Annotated in this window: 15 protein-coding genes; 1 reads left to right on the top strand and 14 read right to left on the bottom strand. The window is 71.5% G+C overall.

All coding sequences use genetic code 11. The annotated features are described in order from the left end of the window. Positions 1 to 152: 152 nt before the first annotated feature. Positions 153 to 668 (top strand): hypothetical protein, encoded by a 516-nt coding sequence (locus OG898_RS24420; RefSeq protein ID WP_250741338.1) that lies wholly within the window; start codon positions 153 to 155, stop codon positions 666 to 668. 382 nt (positions 669 to 1050) lie between these two features. On the opposite strand, the gene OG898_RS24415 is transcribed toward OG898_RS24420, so the two are convergent. From OG898_RS24415 to OG898_RS24350, 14 genes are all read right to left on the bottom strand, one after another. Further along, on the bottom strand, positions 1051 to 3177 hold the full coding sequence (locus OG898_RS24415; RefSeq protein WP_266959210.1) for a primosomal protein N': 2127 nt from the start codon (positions 3175 to 3177) through the stop codon (positions 1051 to 1053). A 109-nt stretch (positions 3178 to 3286) separates the two neighbouring features. Next, positions 3287 to 4495: a methionine adenosyltransferase gene (gene metK, locus OG898_RS24410; protein WP_250741335.1), complete on the bottom strand. Its 1209-nt coding sequence runs from the start codon at positions 4493 to 4495 to the stop codon at positions 3287 to 3289. Between the two features lie 195 nt (positions 4496 to 4690). After that, positions 4691 to 5905 carry a bifunctional phosphopantothenoylcysteine decarboxylase/phosphopantothenate--cysteine ligase CoaBC gene (gene coaBC / locus OG898_RS24405; RefSeq protein WP_266959207.1) on the bottom strand — a complete coding sequence of 405 codons (1215 nt, stop codon included), beginning with the start codon at positions 5903 to 5905 and terminating at the stop codon, positions 4691 to 4693. Between the two features lie 120 nt (positions 5906 to 6025). Then, a complete protein-coding gene (gene rpoZ / locus OG898_RS24400) occupies positions 6026 to 6298 on the bottom strand; it encodes a DNA-directed RNA polymerase subunit omega (protein ID WP_004948662.1) in 273 nt (90 codons plus the stop codon). Positions 6299 to 6377: 79 nt separating this feature from the next. Then, positions 6378 to 6941 (bottom strand): guanylate kinase, encoded by a 564-nt coding sequence (gene gmk, locus OG898_RS24395; protein WP_243334346.1) that lies wholly within the window; start codon positions 6939 to 6941, stop codon positions 6378 to 6380. A gap of 61 nt (positions 6942 to 7002) precedes the next feature. Further along, positions 7003 to 7326 carry an integration host factor, actinobacterial type gene (gene mihF / locus OG898_RS24390; RefSeq protein ID WP_250741333.1) on the bottom strand — a complete coding sequence of 108 codons (324 nt, stop codon included), beginning with the start codon at positions 7324 to 7326 and terminating at the stop codon, positions 7003 to 7005. A 245-nt stretch (positions 7327 to 7571) separates the two neighbouring features. Next, a complete protein-coding gene (locus tag OG898_RS24385; RefSeq protein ID WP_266959205.1) occupies positions 7572 to 8507 on the bottom strand; it encodes a dihydroorotate dehydrogenase in 936 nt (311 codons plus the stop codon). Positions 8508 to 8560: 53 nt separating this feature from the next. After that, a complete protein-coding gene (locus OG898_RS24380) occupies positions 8561 to 9418 on the bottom strand; it encodes a dihydroorotate dehydrogenase electron transfer subunit (RefSeq protein ID WP_266959204.1) in 858 nt (285 codons plus the stop codon). Positions 9419 to 9782: 364 nt separating this feature from the next. Continuing rightward, positions 9783 to 10616, bottom strand: coding sequence for an orotidine-5'-phosphate decarboxylase (pyrF, locus tag OG898_RS24375; protein WP_250741549.1), 834 nt, complete (start codon positions 10614 to 10616; stop codon positions 9783 to 9785). Between the two features lie 5 nt (positions 10617 to 10621). Further along, positions 10622 to 11731, bottom strand: coding sequence for a quinone-dependent dihydroorotate dehydrogenase (locus OG898_RS24370; RefSeq protein WP_250741548.1), 1110 nt, complete (start codon positions 11729 to 11731; stop codon positions 10622 to 10624). 125 nt (positions 11732 to 11856) lie between these two features. Further along, positions 11857 to 15165 (bottom strand): carbamoyl-phosphate synthase large subunit, encoded by a 3309-nt coding sequence (gene carB / locus OG898_RS24365; protein ID WP_266959203.1) that lies wholly within the window; start codon positions 15163 to 15165, stop codon positions 11857 to 11859. Next, positions 15158 to 16321 carry a glutamine-hydrolyzing carbamoyl-phosphate synthase small subunit gene (gene carA / locus OG898_RS24360; RefSeq protein ID WP_266959202.1) on the bottom strand — a complete coding sequence of 388 codons (1164 nt, stop codon included), beginning with the start codon at positions 16319 to 16321 and terminating at the stop codon, positions 15158 to 15160. Before carA ends, carB begins: the two co-directional genes overlap by 8 nt. Next, the gene (locus tag OG898_RS24355; protein ID WP_266959201.1) at positions 16318 to 16899 is read right to left on the bottom strand and encodes a hypothetical protein; all 582 of its coding nucleotides are present in this window, start codon (positions 16897 to 16899) and stop codon (positions 16318 to 16320) included. Before OG898_RS24355 ends, carA begins: the two co-directional genes overlap by 4 nt. Then, positions 16896 to 18182, bottom strand: coding sequence for a dihydroorotase (locus OG898_RS24350; RefSeq protein ID WP_266959200.1), 1287 nt, complete (start codon positions 18180 to 18182; stop codon positions 16896 to 16898). The genes OG898_RS24355 and OG898_RS24350 overlap by 4 nt, the downstream gene beginning before the upstream one ends. Position 18183 lies beyond the last annotated feature (1 nt).

The raw sequence follows: 18183 nt of genomic DNA, 5'->3' as shown, positions 1-18183 counted from the left end.
GCGCGCTCCTCGCATATGCCGACACGCCCCCATTGCGTGACCTGCCCACCGGGTAGCGCGTTGGTCAAAAGAGATTGACCGAAACGGGCCGCGAAACAGAACGGTGTCTGCGGCCCGATCCGCTCTTCAGCACCGGTTCGAGAGGCTTCTTCATGGCCGACCACGCCACCCACGACGCCCAAGCACGGGCCAGCCTGCACCTCCTGGTGCGGGACATCGAGCGGGTTCGCCGGCAGGTGGATGCTCTGCGTACGCTCACCGCCCAGCTCGGCAACGTCTACCGCCCGCGCCGATCGGGCCCCTCCACGGGCTTCGTCGTCTACGGCAGGGCACCCGCACCCACCGTCCGCCTCGCGCAGGAGCTGCGGGACAGCGTCGAGACGCTGGTCACCGCCGCGGTGGACTTCGACCGCTCGCTCGGCTTCTCGTGGGACGCGGTCGGCTCGGCGCTCGGCGTCACCAAGCAGGCCGTCCACCGGCGCTACGGTGCCCGGCGGGCGCAGAGCGCCGATTCCGTCGAGCGGGAGCCGCTGGCCGAGGGCACGACGACCCGGACCCTGGGGCCACTGCCCACCGTCCCGGCGGCGCGCTCGGTGCCGCCGCAGCCGGTGCGCGAGGAGGCGGGCGCGTCCCGCCCCGCCGCCTTCCCCGGCCCCCGCAACGGCTGACCCCCCCACCGCCGGGACGCCGACCCCCGACGGCCCAGCCCCCGCCGGAGCGCCCTCCAGGGCCGCCCCGCCGGGGGCTTCCGTCGTTCCCGCCGGGGGCTCCGTCGTTCCCCACCGGGACGGGTCCGTTGCCCTGCGGGGCGGAGTCCCCTCCCCGCCCTTCCACCGTTCCCCGGGGCTCCGCCCCGGACCCCGCTCCTCAAACGCCGGAGGGGCTGAATGATGTCCGGCCGGCGTTTGTGCTTTTAGCCGTCCGGCGTTTGAGGACCGGGGTCTGGGGCGGAGCCCCAGGAGGGGTCCGGGCAACGCCCGGGGAACGGTGGAAGGGCGGGTAGGGGACAGCCCCGCAGGGCCCGCCTCCCCGGCCCGGGCCGGGCCAGGCCTAGCCGATGTCCAGGGGGTCGATCCGGATCCGGACCGCTTCCGACACCGGGACGCCCCGGGCCAGCCGGGCCGCCTGGGCCGACTTGAGGGCGGCCGCCAACGCGGCCCCGCTCCCCGGCGGGACCCGCACCAGCGCCCGCTCCCCCGCCGACGCCTCCCCCCGCCGCCCGGGCAGCGGAACCGGCCCCAGGATCTCCGCATCCACCGGCAACCCGGCCCCCGCCAGGAAGGCCGAGACCGCCTCGGCGCTGCCCGCGGCGACCGCCGCCATCCGGGACACCGGCGGGAACCCGAGCTGCGCCCGCTCAGCGAGCTCCCGCACCGCGTGCCCGACGGGATCCCACCGCACCAGCGCCTGGACCGGCCGCAGCGTCGGCTCGGCGACGACCACCACCTGTCCGTCCCCCCGTACCAGCGAGGCCGCCGCGATCCACCGCCGCAGCGCGTCCTCGCTCGCCCGCAGGTCGGGCCGGCTCAGCATGGCCCAGCCGTCCAGCAGCAGCGCCGCCGCGTACCCGGCGCCCGCCGCGACCGGCTCGGCGCCCGGCGTGGACACCACCAGCGCGGGCCGGTCCGGCACCTCGTCGAGGATGTGGTCGCGCCCGGAGGTGCGTACGGGTACGGCCGGGAAGGCCCGCCCCAGTTCCTCGGCGGTCCGCCGCGCGCCCACCACCTGGGCCCGCAGCCGGAACGATCCGCATTCCTCGCAGTGCCAGGCCGGCTCGGCCCGCCCGCACCACCCGCAGTGCAGGTCCCGCGCGTCGGGCGCCTCCAGGGGCCCCGCGCAGACGGTGCACCGCGCGGGCGTCCGGCACCGCTCGCAAGCCAGCCGGGGCACGTAGCCGCGCCGCGGCACCTGGACGAGCACGGGCCCGGTCTTCAGCCCCTCCCGTACGGTCTCCCACGCCAGGCTGGGCAGCCGGGCGGCCCGCGCGGCCCCGTCCCGGGCCAGCAGCTCGTCTCCGACGGTCCGGATCCGGGGCGCGCACGTGCGCACCGTGTCGCGGTCGGCGACCAGCGGCCGGGCCCAGCCGGACTCGACGAGCTGTGCGGCCTCCACCGTGCAGCTGGTGCTGCCCACCAGGAAGCCGCAGCCGTCGGTGACCGCGCGCAGTTCCAGCACCTCCCGCACGTGCGGGAAGGGGGCGCGGTCGTCGCTGTGGCTGGAGTCGCCGTCGTCCCAGACCGCGACGAGCCCGAGGTCCCGTACGGGAGCGAACATCGCGGCCCGGGTGCCGACCACGGCGCGCACCGAGCCCCGGCTGACGGCCAGCCACTCGCGGTAGCGCTTCTCCGGTCCCGACTCGGCGGTCAGCAGCGCGTGGCGCCCCTCGCCGAGCAGGGCGGTGAGCGCCGCGTCGACGCGGGCCGCGGTGCGCCCGTCGGGGACCACCGCGAGGGCGCCGCGCCCGGAGGCGAGGGTGGCGGCCATGGCGCGGGCCAGCTCGTCGGCCCAGCCGGGGCCGGGCAGGGCCGTCCACACGGCGCGCGGGGTCCCGCCGCCCGCCAGGGCCCGCAGGAAGCCGGGGCCGGCTCCGTACCGCTCCCAGCCCGCGGGCCGGGGCGCGGCCGGCGGGGGCAGCGGTTCGGGGGACGGCTTGGACTCGGCGCGGGCGCTGCGCGCGGGCAGGGCGAGCTGGAGCACGTCGGCGAGGCTGCCGGCGTACCGGTCGGCGACGGCGCGGGCGAGGGCGAGCATCCGGGGGCCGAGCACGACCTCGGGCGAGACGACCTGGGCGAGGGCCGCGAGGGCTCCGTTGTAGTCGGACTCGGCGCGGCGCTCGATGACGAAGCCGTCGATGAGCCCGCCGCCCTCGCGGCGGCCGCCGTGGACCCGGTGGGAGCCCGCGCCGAAGCGGACCCGGACGCGGACGCCGGGCTGGGCGGACTCGGAGAGCTCGGCGGGGACCGCGTAGTCGAAGAGCCGGTCGAGGTGGAGCACGCCCTTGTTCACGAGGACCCGGGCCACGGGCAGTTCCTCGGCGACGGAAGCCCCCCGCCAGGTCCGCGGCTTGGCCTTGGGCGCCTTGGCCTTCGCCTCGGCAACCATCTCCCGCATCAGCGCGAGCTGCTCCGGCGGACCGCCCGGCCCGCTCCGCTCCCCCGCGTCATTGGTGCTGCTCACACCCGCATTCTTACCAAACCCCACCGACAACGGCGGACGGGCCCGCACGCACGGACGGCCCCGGACCACGAGGGTCCGGGGCCGTCCGTCGAACGGTTGCTCCTGGGTCCTACAGACCGGCAGCGGTCCGCAGGGCGTCCACGCGGTCGGTGCGCTCCCAGGTGAAGTCCGGCAGCTCACGGCCGAAGTGGCCGTAGGCGGCGGTCTGGGCGTAGATCGGGCGGAGCAGGTCGAGGTCGCGGATGATCGCGGCCGGACGCAGGTCGAAGACCTGGGCGATGGCGTTCTCGATCTTCTCGACGTCGACCTTGTGCGTGCCGAAGGTCTCGACGAACAGACCGACGGGCTCGGCCTTGCCGATCGCGTACGCGACCTGGACCTCGCAGCGCGAGGCCAGACCGGCGGCGACCACGTTCTTGGCGACCCAGCGCATGGCGTACGCGGCGCTGCGGTCGACCTTGGACGGGTCCTTGCCCGAGAAGGCGCCGCCACCGTGACGGGCCATGCCGCCGTAGGTGTCGATGATGATCTTGCGGCCGGTCAGGCCGGCGTCGCCCATCGGGCCGCCGATCTCGAAGCGGCCGGTGGGGTTGACCAGGAGGCGGTAGCCCTCGGTGTCGAGCTTGATGCCGTCCTCGACCAGCTGGTTCAGGACGTGCTCGACGACGAACTCGCGGATGTCCGGGGCGAGCAGCGAGTCCAGGTCGATGTCCGCCGCGTGCTGCGAGGACACGACGACCGTGTCGAGGCGGACGGCCTTGTCGCCGTCGTACTCGATGGTGACCTGGGTCTTGCCGTCGGGACGCAGGTACGGGATGGTCCCGTTCTTGCGAACCTCGGACAGCCGCTTGGACAGGCGGTGCGCGATGTGGATCGGGAGCGGCATGAGCTCGGGGGTCTCGTCGCAGGCGTACCCGAACATCAGGCCCTGGTCGCCGGCACCCTGCTTGTCGAGCTCGTCCTCGTCGCCCTCGACCCGCTTCTCGTACGCGGTGTCGACGCCCTGCGCGATGTCCGGGGACTGTGCGCCGATGGACACCGACACGCCGCAGGAGGCGCCGTCGAAGCCCTTCTTCGAGGAGTCGTAGCCGATCTCGAGGATCTTGTCGCGGACGAGCTGCGCGATCGGCGCGTACGCCTTCGTCGTCACCTCTCCCGCGATGTGGACGAGACCGGTGGTGATGAGGGTCTCCACGGCGACGCGCGAGGTGGGGTCCTCGGTGAGGAGCGCGTCGAGGATGGTGTCGCTGATCTGGTCAGCGATCTTGTCGGGGTGACCCTCGGTCACAGACTCCGAGGTGAAGAGACGACGGGACACAACGCTCCCTGGGGTTGCAGCGGCTGCTGGCTGAAATATTGGTGGAACCTCATCGGAGGCTGCGCCCGATCACGTTCCGGCTGCAGTTTATCGGTCGCCACCGTTCGCCGGACCACCCGTCTCGCCCTATGGGAGCCGTGTGACCTGCGACACTCCATTCTTACCCAAGGATCAGCCTGCGGAAAGAGCCTCCGCTCAGGCGCGTCGCGCCGCGAGTCGCGGGGCGACCTGATCCCAAATGACGTCCGCGAGCGATTCCTTCGGACCGTAGGGGACGGCGAGCTCGCTTCCGTCGGAGGACAGGATGACCGCCTCGTTCTCCTCGGAACCGAAGGTCTTCGCCTCACCCACCTCATTGACGACGAGAAGGTCACATCCCTTGCGGAGGAGCTTGCTCCGCCCGTTGGCGAGTACGTCGTCGGTCTCGGCGGCGAAACCCACCACCACCTGGCCCTCCCGGGCCCGGTCGGCGGAAATCTCCGCGAGAATGTCCGGATTACGTACAAGGGTGACCGGTGCGGGCTCCTGCCCGTCCTTCTTCTTGATCTTTCCGCCCGCGTACTCGGCCGGCCGGAAGTCGGCCACGGCCGCGGCCATCACCACCGCGTCGGCGTCCGCGGCGGCCTTGAGCACGGCCTCGCGCAGCTGCAGGGCCGTCCCGACCCGTACGAGGTCCACCCCGGCGGGGTCGGCGAGCGCGGTGTTGGCGGAGACCAGGGTGACCCGGGCCCCGCGGGCGACCGCGGTACGGGCGAGGGCGTAGCCCTGCTTGCCGGAGGAGCGGTTGCCGAGGAAGCGGACCGGGTCCAGGGGCTCGCGCGTACCGCCCGCGCTGATCACCACGTGCCGGCCGACGAGGTCGGGCTCGGCCACCCCCCGGGCCAGGACCCTTGTGCACACCTCGAAGATCTCCTCGGGGTCGGGCAGCCGCCCCTTGCCGGTGTCCTTGCCGGTGAGCCGGCCGACCGCCGGCTCGATGACCACGGCGCCGCGGCGGCGCAGCGTGGCCACGTTCTCCTGCGTGGCCGGGTGCTCCCACATCTCGGTGTGCATCGCGGGTGCGAACACCACCGGGCAGCGTGCGGTGAGCAGGGTGTTGGTGAGCAGGTCGTCGGCCAGCCCGTGGGCGGCCTTGGCGAGCATGTCGGCGGTGGCCGGGGCGACGACCACGAGGTCGGCGGACTGCCCGATGCGCACGTGCGGCACCTCGTGGACGCTCTCCCAGACCTCGGTGGAGGCCGGGTTCCCCGAGAGGGCGGCCCAGGTGGCCTCCCCGACGAAGTTCAGCGACGCCGCCGTCGGCACCACGCGCACGTCGTGCCCGGACTCGGTCAGCCGGCGCAGCAGCTCGCACGCCTTGTAAGCGGCGATCCCGCCGCTGACTCCGAGCACGACCTTCGGCTTACCCACCACACACGCCCCTTCGGCTGATGACCGCTATGACACCCATGAAACCCATGACACACCACTGACACACCACAGGCCCGGCAGATGACCTGCCGGGCCTGTGGTGAAAGGAAAACTCGTGCCTTACTGAGCCGGGGCCTCGATGGCCTCGGAGGTCAGCAGACCCGCGTTGATCTCGCGCAGCGCGATCGAAAGCGGCTTCTCGTGGACGTGGGTGTCCACCAGCGGGCCGACGTACTCGAGCAGGCCCTCACCGAGCTGCGAGTAGTACGCGTTGATCTGACGCGCGCGCTTGGCCGCGTAGATCACGAGGCTGTACTTCGAGTCCGTGGCCTCGAGCAGCTCGTCGATCGGCGGGTTGATGATGCCCTCGGGCGCAGTAATGGAAGAGGACACGCTCTACCTTCCGAAGATGGGGTAAGACCTAGAAGTGTCGAATGTGGACCGTCCGGACCGGTTGAACACCGGTCAACGATCAGACGACATTCATCAAGGCTAGCAGCTCGCGCGCGACGTCCTCGACCGAGGTGTTGACCAGGGTGGTGTCGAACTCGGATTCGGCAGCCAGTTCGATCTTGGCGGCGCCGAGCCTGCGCTCGACTACCTCCGCCGTTTCGGTGCCCCGGCCGGTGAGCCGGCGGACCAGTTCGTCCCAGCTCGGAGGAGCCAGGAAGACCAGCTGGGCCTCGGACATGGACTCGCGTACGAGCCGTGCGCCCTGGAGATCGATCTCCAGCAGGACCGGCTCGCCGTTCTCCAGGCGTTCCAGCACTGCGCCGCGCGGTGTGCCGTAGCGGTTGCCCGCGAACTCGGCCCACTCCAGCAGCTCGCCATTGGCGATCAGCTTGTCGAACTCGTCGTCGTTGACGAAGAAGTAGTGGACTCCGTGTCGCTCACCGGGCCGCGGCTTGCGGGTGGTGGCCGACACCGAGAGCCAGACCTCGGGGTGAACCTTGCGCATATGCGCGACGACCGTGCTCTTGCCGACCCCCGAAGGGCCGGAGAGCACGGTCAGCCGCGGACGAACCTCTGCTGCCATAGAGCGATTATCCAGCTTCTCGGGACTGCCTGAGAACGCCGGGAGAACTTCGGACGACGCCTTAGGCGGCGTTACCGCCGAACTCGCGCTCCAGAGAGGCGATCTGGTTGGAACCGAGACCTCGGACACGCCGGGACTCGGAGATGCCGAGGCGCTCCATGAGCTGCTTGGCGCGCACCTTGCCGACGCCGGGCAGGGACTCCAGAAGAGCGGAAACCTTCATCTTGCCGATGACGTCGTTCTCCTGACCCATCTTGATGACGTCATGGAGGGAGGCGCCGGAGTGCTTGAGTCGATTCTTCACCTCGGCCCGCTCCCGGCGAGCCGCGGCGGCCTTTTCGAGCGCTGCTGCGCGCTGTTCAGGGGTAAGGGGCGGAAGAGCCACGCCTACGTCACCTCGGATGTCGAACTGTCGGATACGGACCAGTGGAATGCCGGAAGGCATCACACCAGGCGAGCGCCCGAACAGCGGTGGTGCTCGATCGCTGCTCGTTCACTCTGCTCGGAGACTAGCGGCCATGGCCGCTCCAGTCAGCGAGAACGGACGAAAAGTCCTGGTCAGCCTCCACTGAACCGTACATCACAGACAAACCACCCCGGATTTGTCCGGTGAAGGACGTTCGAATTTCGTCAAAGAGTGCGATGAGCCAGCCCGACGGCGTCCTCGAACGCCCCGATCCCGCGTACGGCGAGTGCCGCGCGCAGGTCGTCGCGGATCCTCAGGGGCGCGGACGGATCGTTGAACAGGGCGGTCCCGACCGCCACGCCCGAAGCTCCGGCGAGGACGAATTCGAGCGCGTCCCGGCCGGAGGCGATCCCGCCCATCCCGAGGATGGGGACCCGCCGCACGGCGCCGGTCAGCATGGCCCCGTACACCTGGAAGACGCAGCGGACGGCGACGGGCCGGATCGCCGGGCCGGAGAGGCCTCCGGTGACCCCGGCGAGGGCCGGGCGCATGGTGTCGGTGTCGATGGCCATCCCGAGGACGGTGTTGATCATCGAGAGGCCGTCGGCGCCCGCGTCCGTGCACGCGGCCGCGATGTCGGTGATCCGCGTCACGTCGGGGGTCAGCTTGGCGTAGACGGGCAGTGCGGGGTCGGCCGCCGCCTTGACCGCCTTGACCACCTCGAAGGAGGCGTCGGCGTCGCAGGCGAAGACGAGACCGCGGTTCGCGACGTTGGGGCAGGAGATGTTGGCCTCGATGCCGACCACCCCGGGCTGCCCGGTCAGCCGGGCCGCCGCCTCGGCGAACTCCTCCGTCCGCTCCCCCGCGACCGATACGAGCACCCGCGCCCCGCGCTCGGCCAGCCAGGGCAGCTCGTGCTCGACGAAGTGGTCGATCCCGGAGCCCTGGAGCCCGATGGAGTTCAGCATCCCGCTGGGGGTCTCGGCCATCCGCGGAGTGGCCCTGCCGGAGCGGACGTAGGGCATCACGGTCTTGGTGGTGATGGTGCCGAGCTCGTGCAGGGGCGTGAACCGGTGCAGCTCGCGGCCGTATCCGGCGCAGCCGGAGGCGGTGGAGACGGGATTGGGGAGGGTGACGCGGGCACCGAGGGGCGCCGACATGTCGACGTCTACGGGGGCTACGGGGGCTACGGGATTCAGAGGGCTCAGAGGACTCACCGGTGGCTCGCCTTCGGGGTCATCGCGGCCGCGCCTTCGAGGTCCGCGGGCAGGGTTCCGGCGTCGTCCCAGCGGACGCTGGTGCCGTCGAAAACGGGGCCGGATGTGCAGGAGCGAAGGAAACGGGTGACGCCGTCGGGGCCGGTGACGGGCAGGACGCAGCTCATGCAGATCCCGATCCCGCAGGCCATGGCCTCCTCGACCGCGGTGTGGCTGGCGGCTCCGGCGGCGGTGGCGATCTCCGTGACGGCCTTGAGCATGCCCATCGGACCGCAGGAGTGGACCTCGGTGGCGCCGGTCACCGTGATGGCCTCGGGGAGCACGTCGGTCACCCGGCCCCGCCGTCCGGCGGAACCGTCGTCGGTCACCACGTACACGTGCTCGGCGAGGGCGTGGGCCCGCTCGACTCCGAACAGCCGGTCCTCGGTGGCCGCACCGAGCACGAAGGCGACCCGGCCGCCGCGCCCGAGGATCTCCTCGGCGAGGGCGAACATCGGCGCACTGCCGTAGCCGCCGGCGACGAGGACCGCCCCGACCGGGCCGTCGGGGAGCGGGAAGGGGGTGCCGAGGGGGGCGATGAGGTCCACGGTGTCGCCAGGGCGGTGCGCGGCCAGCGCCCTGGTTCCGCGGCCGGCCTCGGCGAAGACGAACTCGACGGTGCCGGTGCCGGGGTCGGCGCGGTGGATGGAGAACGCGCGGCGGAGCAGTGTGCTCGTGTCCCGGCCGCCGATGGCGAGGGCGCCGAAATGTCCGGGGCGCACCCCGGTGACGCCGGGGGCGTCGAGGACGAGGTGGTGGTAGGCCCCGACGGGCGTGATCCGCCGGATGGTGGCGACGGTCTGTACTGGGGGCACGCGGGGCGCTCCGTCCGGGGGTAGGGGGCGTAACCCCCCACCCCATGATCGCCCGGTGCCCACCCGCACCACACCGGTCCGAAGCCCCCACCTTCCGGGCCCTACGCCCTGCGGGGCGAAGTCCCCTACCCGCCCTTCCACCGTTCCCCGGGCTCCGCCCGGACCCGTCCCTACGTGCGGCGCCGTACCCGGGGGCCAGCCCCCGGACCCCCGCTCCTCAAACGCCGGAGGGGCTGAAAGATCCAGCCTCGCCGGCGTTTGAGGCGCGGGGTCTGGGGCGGAGCCCCAGGGGGTCCGGGGCGGAGCCCCGGGGAACGGGCGAAGGGCGGGTAGGGGACGGCCCCGCAGGGCACCGTTGCGGCGGCTACGCCGCGACCGCGGTGCGGATCTCCTCCGCGAAGGTGTGCGCCGAGGCGCGAAGCGCGGCCGCATCGGGGCCGTGCTTCAGAACGCCCCGCGACACGTTCGGGACGACATTGCGGACGGCCGCGCCGAACACCGCCGGCAGATCCGCCGCGGTAGCGCCCTGCGCACCGATGCCAGGGGCCAGCAGCGGCCCGTTGATGTCCAGGTCGAAGGAGGACAGGTCCCCGAGCGTCGCCCCGACCACGGCTCCGAAGGAGCCCATCGGGGAGGCCCCCGCGTTCTCCGCCGCCAGGTGCGCCAGCATCGTCGCGCCGATCGAGCGGCCGTCCGACCGCACCGCCCGCTGGACCTCCGCACCCTCCGGGTTGGAGGTCAGCGCCAGGACGAACAGCCCGGCCCCCGACTCCCGCGCCAGATCGACGGCCGGCTTCAGGGAGCCGTAGCCGAGGTACGGGGAGACCGTCAGCGCGTCGGAGAACAGCGGGGAGGAGGGCGAGAGGAAGGTCTCCGCGTACGCGGCCATCGTCGAGCCGATGTCACCCCGCTTCGCGTCCATGACGACCAGCGCGCCCGCCGCACGGGCGTCGGCCACCGTCTGCTCCAGTACCGCGATCCCGCGGGAGCCGAACCGCTCGAAGAACGCCGCCTGCGGCTTGAAGACCGCGACCGAGTCGGCGAGCGCTTCGACCACCGTGCGGGAGAACTTCTCCAGGCCCGCGATGTCGTCGTTCAGGCCCCAGGAGGCCAGCAGGGCGGCGTGCGGATCGATGCCCACGCAGAGCGGCCCGCGGGTGTCCATCGCCTCGCGCAGGCGGGTACCGAAGGGGGTCACGGAGGTCACAGGGCGGCCTTTCGGGTTTCCGCGCCCACCGCTTCGGCGAGCGTCGCGTACGGGCTGGCGGCCAGGCGCGCGGCCAGGCCCTTGTGGATGGCGCGGGCGTAGCAGGGGCCCTCGTAGATGAAGGCGCTGTAGCCCTGGACCAGGCTCGCGCCGGCCAGGATCCGCTGCCAGGCGTCCTCGGCGTTCTCGATGCCGCCGACGCCCACCAGGACCAGCCGGTCGCCCACGCGGGCGTACAGCCGCCGCAGGACCTCCAGCGAGCGCTCCTTGACGGGGGCCCCGGACAGGCCGCCGGTCTCCTTGACCAGCGAGGCGTCGGACTTCAGGCCGAGGCCCTCGCGGGCGATCGTCGTGTTCGTCGCGATGATGCCGTCCAGGCCCAGTTCCAGCGCCAGGTCGGCGACGGCGTCCACGTCCTCGTCGGCGAGGTCCGGCGCGATCTTGACGAGCAGCGGGACCCTCCGGTCGGTCACGACGCGGTCCGCCGCCTCGCGCACGGCGCTCAGCAGCGGGCGCAGCGACTCGGTGGCCTGGAGGTTGCGCAGGCCCGGGGTGTTCGGGGAGGAGACGTTGACGACGAGGTAGTCCGCGTGCCGGGCGAGGCGCTCGGTGGAGGCGACGTAGTCGGCGACGGCCTCCTCCTCGGGGACGACCTTGGTCTTGCCGATGTTGACGCCGACGACGGTCTTGAAGACCGGCACGCGGGCCGCCAGGCGCTCGGCGACGGCCGCCGAGCCCTCGTTGTTGAAGCCCATGCGGTTGATCAGCGCGCGGTCCGGGACCAGCCGGAACAGCCGCTTCTTCGGGTTGCCGGGCTGGGCCTCGGCGGTGACGGTGCCGATCTCGATGTGGTCGAAGCCGAGCATCGACATCCCGTCGATGGCGACGGCGTTCTTGTCGAAGCCGGCCGCGAGCCCGAAGGGGCCGTGCATCCGCAGGCCGAGGGCCTCGGTGCGCAGGGACGCGTACCGGGGGGCCAGGTAGGCGGCGACGAAGGTGCGCAGGACCGGGGTGCGGGCCGCGAGGCGGATCCAGCGGAAGGCCATGTAGTGGGCCTGCTCCGGGTCCATGCGCTTGAAGACCAGGTCGAAGAAGAGTTTGTACATCGTGCAGGGGTTCCCTTGTGCGCTCATGAAGCTCATGAAGAGGGGGACGACCGTCGCGCGATCGCGCTGGACGGTGTCCCCCTCCCCTCTACGGGCCGTACGGGCTGTCAGATCCTGGCGGGGACCTAGTCGCGGGCCGCCGTCAGCCGCTCCGCGTGCTCCTGGAGCGAGCGGACGCCCACGTCGCCGCGGTTGAGCGCGTCGATGCCCTGGACGGCCGCGGCGAGCGCCTGGACCGTGGTGAGGCACGGGACTCCGCGGGCCACGGCGGCCGTACGGATCTCGTAGCCGTCGAGGCGGCCACCGGTGCCGTACGGGGTGTTGACGATCAGGTCGACCTGGCCGTCGTGGATGAGCTGGACGATGGTCTTCTCACCGTCCGGGCCCTCGCCCTCGCTGAGCTTGCGCACGACGGTGGCGTTGATGCCGTTGCGGCGCAGGACCTCGGCGGTGCCGGAGGTGGCCATCAGCTCGAAGCCGTGGGCGACGAGCTCGCGCGCCGGGAAGATCATCGTGCGCTTGTCGCGGTTGGCGACGGAGATGAAGCAGCGGCCCTTGGTGGGCAGCGGGCCGTAAGCCCCGGCCTGCGACTTGGCGTACGCCGTGCCGAAGACGGAGTCGATGCCCATGACCTCGCCGGTGGAGCGCATCTCCGGGCCGAGGACGGTGTCGACGCCGCGGCCGTGGATGTCGCGGAAGCGCGACCACGGCATGACGGCCTCCTTGACGGAGATCGGCGCGTCGAGCGGCAGGGTGCCGCCGTCGCCGGTCTTCGGGAGCATGCCCTCTTCGCGGAGCTCGGCGATGGTGGTGCCGAGCGAGATGCGCGCGGCGGCCTTCGCGAGCGGGACCGCGGTCGCCTTCGAGGTGAAGGGGACGGTCCGGGAGGCGCGCGGGTTGGCCTCCAGGACGTAGAGGATGTCACCCGCCATCGCGAACTGGATGTTGATCAGGCCGCGGACGCCGACGCCCTTGGCGATGGCCTCGGTGGAGGCGCGCAGCCGCTTGATGTCGTAGCCGCCGAGGGTGATCGGGGGCAGGGCGCAGGCCGAGTCGCCGGAGTGGATGCCGGCTTCCTCGATGTGCTCCATGACGCCGCCGAGGTAGAGCTCGGTGCCGTCGTAGAGGGCGTCGACGTCGATCTCGATCGCGTCGTCGAGGAACCGGTCGACCAGCACGGGGCGGGTCGGCGAGATCTCGGTGGACTCGGCGATGTACGAGGACAGCCGGTCCTCGTCGTAGACGATCTCCATGCCGCGGCCGCCGAGCACGTACGAGGGGCGTACGAGGACGGGGTAGCCGATCTCGTCGGCGATGGCCTTGGCGCCGGCGAAGGTGGTGGCGGTGCCGTGCTTGGGGGCGGGCAGGCCGGCCTCGGCGAGGACCTGGCCGAAGGCGCCGCGGTCCTCGGCGGCGTGGATGGCCTCCGGCGGGGTGCCGACGACCGGGACGCCGTTGTCCTTGAGCGCCTGGGCGAGACCCAGCGGGGTCTGGCCGCCGAGCTGGACGATGACACCGGCGATGGGGCCGGCCAGCGACTCGGCGTGGACGATCTCCAGCACGTCTTCGAGCGTGAGCGGCTCGAAGTACAGGCGGTCGGAGGTGTCGTAGTCGGTGGAGACGGTCTCCGGGTTGCAGTTGACCATCACGGTCTCGTAGCCGGCGTCGCTGAGGGCGAAGGAGGCGTGGACGCAGGAGTAGTCGAACTCGATGCCCTGGCCGATGCGGTTCGGACCGGAGCCCAGGATGATGACCGCGGGCTTCTCGCGCGGGGCGACCTCGGACTCCTCGTCGTACGAGGAGTAGAAGTACGGGGTCTTCGCGGCGAACTCGGCGGCGCAGGTGTCGACCGTCTTGTAGACCGGGCGGACGCCCAGGGCGTGGCGGACCTCGCGGACGACGTCCTCGCGCAGGCCGCGGATCTCGGCGATCTGCGCGTCGGAGAAGCCGTGGCGCTTGGCCTCGGCGAGCAGCTCGGGGTGGAGCTTGTCGGCGGCGGCCAGGTCGTCCGCGATCTCCTTGATGAGGAAGAGCTGGTCGACGAACCAGGGGTCGATCTTCGTGTACTCGAAGACCTCTTCCTGGGTGGCGCCGGCGCGGATGGCCTGCATGACGGTGTTGATGCGGCCGTCGGTCGGGCGGACCGCGGTGGCGAGGAGCTCTTCCTTGTCGCCGGTGGGGCCGACGAAGGTGAACTGCGAGCCCTTCTTCTCCAGCGAGCGCAGGGCCTTCTGCAGGGCCTCGGTGAAGTTGCGGCCGATGGCCATGGCCTCGCCCACCGACTTCATGGTGGTGGTGAGGGTGGCGTCGGCCAGCGGGAACTTCTCGAAGGCGAAGCGCGGGGCCTTGACGACGACGTAGTCGAGGGACGGCTCGAAGGAGGCCGGCGTCTTCTCGGTGATGTCGTTGGGGACCTCGTCGAGCGTGTAGCCGATGGCCAGCTTGGCGGCGATCTTGGCGATCGGGAAGCCGGTGGCCTTCGACGCGAGCGCCGAGGAGCGCGAGACGCGCGGGTTCATCTCGATGACGATGACGCGGCCATCGGCCGGGTCGATCGCGAACTGGATGTTGCAGCCGCCGGTGTCGACGCCGACCTCGCGGATGATCGCGATGCCGATGTCGCGCAGCCGCTGGTACTCGCGGTCCGTGAGCGTCATCGCCGGGGCGACGGTGATGGAGTCGCCGGTGTGGACGCCCATCGGGTCGAAGTTCTCGATGGAGCAGACGACGACGACGTTGTCCTTGGTGTCGCGCATCAGCTCCAGCTCGTACTCCTTCCAGCCGAGGATGGACTCCTCCAGGAGCACCTCGGTGGTCGGGGAGAGCATGAGGCCCTGGCCGGCGATGCGGCGCAGCTCTTCCTCGTCGTGGGCGAAGCCGGAGCCGGCGCCGCCCATGGTGAAGGAGGGGCGCACGACGACGGGGTAGCCGCCGAGGGTGTCGACGCCCTGGATGATGTCGTCCATCGTGTGGCAGATGACCGAGCGGGCGGACTCGCCGTAGCCGATCTTGGCGCGGACGGCTTCGACGACGCCCTTGAAGAGGTCGCGGTCCTCGCCCTTGTTGATCGCCTCGACGTTGGCGCCGATGAGCTCGACGCCGTACTTCTCCAGCACACCCTGCTCGTGCATGGAGATGGCGGTGTTCAGCGCGGTCTGGCCGCCGAGCGTCGGGAGCAGCGCGTCGGGGCGCTCCTTCGCGATGATCTTCTCGACGAACTCGGGGGTGATCGGCTCGACGTACGTGGCGTCGGCGATCTCGGGGTCGGTCATGATCGTGGCGGGGTTCGAGTTCACCAGGATCACCCGCAGGCCCTCGGCCTTGAGGATGCGGCAGGCCTGGGTCCCGGAGTAGTCGAACTCGGCGGCCTGGCCGATGACGATCGGGCCGGAGCCGATGACCAGGACGGACTGGATATCGGTGCGCTTAGGCACGATCGGCCTCCATCAGGGCGGTTTCCATCAAAGACGTGAAACGGTCGAAGAGGTACGCGGCGTCGTGCGGGCCGGCGGCAGCCTCGGGGTGGTACTGGACGGAGAAGGCCGGCTGGTCGAGCAGCTGGAGGCCTTCCACGACGTTGTCGTTCAGGCAGACGTGGGAGACCTCGGCGCGGCCGTAGGGGGTCTCCGACACCTTGTCGAGGGGCGCGTCCACGGCGAAGCCGTGGTTGTGCGCGGTGATCTCGACCTTGCCGGTGGTGCGGTCCTGCACCGGCTGGTTGATGCCGCGGTGGCCGTACTTCAGCTTGTAGGTGCCGAAGCCGAGCGCGCGGCCCAGGATCTGGTTGCCGAAGCAGATGCCGAAGAGCGGGGTCTTGCGGGCGAGGACGCCCTGCATGACGGAGACCGCGTGGTCGGCGGTGGCCGGGTCGCCCGGGCCGTTGGAGAAGAACACGCCGTCGGGGTTGACCGCGTACACGTCCTCCACGGTGGCGGTGGCGGGGAGCACGTGCACCTCGATGCCGCGCTCGGCCATCCGGTGCGGGGTCATGCCCTTGATGCCGAGGTCCACGGCGGCGACGGTGTACTTCTTCTCGCCGATCGCGGGGACGACGTACGTCTCCTTGGTGGCGACCTCGGCGGAGAGGTCGGCGCCCTTCATCTGCGGGGCGGCCTGGACCTTGGCCAGCAGCGCCTCGTCGCGGACGCCCTCCCAGGCCTCGCCCGAGAAGATGCCGACGCGCATGGCGCCGCGCTCGCGCAGGTGGCGGGTCAGGGCCCGGGTGTCGATGCCGGAGATCCCGACGACGCCCTGGTTGACGAGCTCCTCGTCCAGCGAGCGCACGGAGCGCCAGTTGGAGGGGACGCGGGCGGGGTCGCGTACGACGTACCCGGCGACCCAGATGCGGGAGGACTCGGGGTCCTCGTCGTTGACGCCGGTGTTGCCCACGTGCGGGGCGGTCATCACGACGACCTGCCGGTGGTACGACGGGTCGGTGAGGGTCTCCTGGTAGCCGGTCATTCCGGTGGAGAACACGGCCTCGCCGAAGGTCTCCCCCACAGCGCCGTAGGCGCGGCCGCGGAAGATCCGACCGTCCTCCAGGACGAGTACGGCGGGAGCTTTGGCTGCTCCCCTGGTGGAGGTCGTCATCGTTCGGCGCCTTCCGTCGTGGTGATTGAGTGGTTCATGTCGTTGATCGCTTCGACCCAGGCGGCGTGTTCCGCCGCACGGTCGGAGCGGAATCCGGAGTCGATCAGCCTGTCGCCGTGCGCCCATGTGACGACGAGGAGACCGCCCTCGGTGAGTACCTTGCCCGCAATTCCCTTGTCGAGGCGGGCACCGCGCAGTTGCGCGGCCGGTACGAAGAAGTCGGTGGCACCCGGACGGACCACGTCGAGGCCCGCATCGGTGAGCGCGAGCTCGACCCGGCTGCGGACGCCCAGTCCGTGGGCGACGATCCGGTCGAGCCACTGCCCGGCGGTGGTGGACCCGTGGTACCGGCCGGTCAGGGCCAGCCGGTGCTCGGGGAGACCGCCGGGGGCGGCGGGCAGCTCCGGCAGATCGCTCTGCAGGGTGCCGCGCCATTTCCAGCCCTGCCGCATCAGCCAGTACACGAAGGCGATGAAGACGAGCAGACCGATGACCCACGCGATGCGGGCACCCCAGTCCGTCACCTCCGCCGACTGTCGTGTCGCATCGGCGGCCAGTTGGATTACTGCAGGTGTCACGCCAGCGTCCCGTCCACGACCGTTGCCCGGCCCCGCAGGAAGGTGTGAGTGACGCGACCCGGCAGCTCACGGCCCTCGTAAGGCGTGTTGCGGCTGCGGGAGGCGAAGTGTGCGGGGTCCACGACACCACGGTACGAGGTATCGACCAAGGTCAGGTTCGCGGGTTCACCTGCCGAGACGGGGCGTCCGTGGTTCGGGAGGCTGCCGATGCGCGCCGGGGCGAAGGACATGCGCTCGGCCACGCCCGCCCAGTCGAGCAGTCCGGTCTCCACCATCGTCTGCTGGACGACGGAGAGCGCGGTCTCCAGGCCCACCATGCCCATGGCGGCGGCGGCCCACTCGCAGTCCTTGTCCTCGTGCGGGTGCGGGGCGTGGTCGGTGGCGACGATGTCGATCGTGCCGTCGGCCAGCGCCTCGCGCAGGGCCATGACGTCGGCCTCGGTGCGCAGCGGCGGGTTGACCTTGTAGACCGGGTTGTACGAGCGCACGAGCTCGTCGGTGAGGAGCAGGTGGTGCGGGGTGACCTCGGCGGTGACGTCGATGCCGCGGGACTTGGCCCAGCGGATGATCTCGACGGAGCCGGCGGTGGAGAGGTGGCAGATGTGGACGCGGGAGCCGACGTGCTCGGCGAGCAGGACGTCGCGGGCGATCACCGATTCCTCGGCGACGGCCGGCCAGCCGCCGAGGCCGAGCTCGGCGGAGACGATGCCCTCGTTCATCTGGGCGCCCTCGGTGAGGCGGGGCTCCTGGGCGTGCTGGGCGACGACGCCGCCGAAGGCCTTCACGTACTCCAGGGCGCGGCGCATGATCACGGCGTCGTCCACGCACTTGCCGTCGTCGGAGAAGACGGTGACGCGGGCGGCGGACTCGTGCATGGCGCCCAGCTCGGAGAGCTGCTTGCCTTCCAGGCCGACGGTGACGGCGCCGATGGGCTGGACGTCGCAGTAGCCGGACTCCTTGCCCAGGCGCCACACCTGCTCGACGACGCCGGCGGTGTCGGCGACGGGGAAGGTGTTGGCCATGGCGAAGACGGCGGTGTAGCCGCCGGAGGCGGCGGCGCGGGTGCCGGTGAGGACGGTTTCGGAGTCCTCGCGGCCGGGCTCGCGCAGGTGGGTGTGGAGGTCGACGAGGCCGGGCAGGAGGACCTGGCCAGCGGCTTCGATGACGGTCGCGTCGCCGGCGTCGAGGTCCGTGCCCACGGCGGCGATGGTCTCGCCGTCGATCAGGACGTCCTGGACGTCGCCACCGAGTACCTTCGCGCCACGAATAAGGATCTTGCTCATG

It is taken from the genome of Streptomyces sp. NBC_00193, assembly GCF_026342735.1.
Classification (GTDB): Bacteria; Actinomycetota; Actinomycetes; order Streptomycetales; family Streptomycetaceae; genus Streptomyces; species Streptomyces stoeckheimensis.
Note: the sequence above shows the minus strand (reverse complement) of the source record. Positions and strands in the feature narration are given on the sequence as shown.